Annotated in this window: 1 protein-coding gene; it reads right to left on the bottom strand. The window is 24.5% G+C overall.

Features of this window, described 5'->3' with window-relative positions; translation table 11 throughout:
- Nucleotides 1–93 precede the first annotated feature (93 nt).
- Nucleotides 94–480, bottom strand: coding sequence for a hypothetical protein (locus A500_RS19075; RefSeq protein WP_016209211.1), 387 nt, complete (start codon nt 478–480; stop codon nt 94–96).
- Nucleotides 481–740 lie beyond the last annotated feature (260 nt).

Genomic DNA, 740 nt, shown 5'->3' with positions numbered 1-740 from the left:
AAGAATTAATTATTTTATCCATATATTTTCCTCTTTTTATTAATTAAATGTAAAAGTGTAATTATATCACACTCTTACATTTATAAGTTTTATTTAATTAAAATAGTATCCTATAGTTCCATTACATCCTGTATATCCTGGGCCAGCAGGATTTAATTCTGTATAATGTGGTGCGCTTGCAATTGAATATAGGGTTCTATTAACGGATTCCCCAGGAGCCATATATTCTGATGCTATAAGAGTATTTGGAATAGGAACGGGATCATCCCTATATAATTCAGCATATAAATAATTACTACTACTTGAGTAATTGTAAGTAGAAATATACCCTCCATTAGGTATATACTGATTCGAACTAGTAGCTATACTTTGGTTTGAATTAATGTTTAATACTAAGTAAGAACCATAAGCTGAAGCATTTAAAATATTTCCTGTAACTACAGCAGTTGTTAATAATAAAATTGTAGCAATTTTTTTCATAAAACACCTCTTTAATTTATTTTTTAGCCAACACTGGTGTATACATAATATTATACAAGCTATTGCATGCTACATTTGTAATAATATGTAAAGTAAAAAAATAAATTAATTTCATTTTTTTACACTAATCGAGTATTTTATATGTATATTTATATAAAGCTATTATTTTATTAAAAATTAACTAATAATTATCTTTATCTGAAATTATTATTTTTGAATTAGCTTTAATTATCTAATAGTAGAAATATTAGATATTTTAC

Source organism: Clostridium sartagoforme AAU1, assembly GCF_000401215.1.
Lineage (GTDB): Bacteria > Bacillota > Clostridia > Clostridiales > Clostridiaceae > Clostridium > Clostridium sartagoforme.
The sequence above is the reverse complement of the archived record's forward strand: the minus strand, read 5'-3'. Positions and strand labels throughout refer to the sequence as shown.

Bases quoted from the DNA above. Each gene is read 5' to 3' on its own strand.
- A500_RS19075 (WP_016209211.1), bottom strand. From the start codon at position 480: ATGAAAAAAATTGCTACAATTTTATTATTAACAACTGCTGTAGTTACA.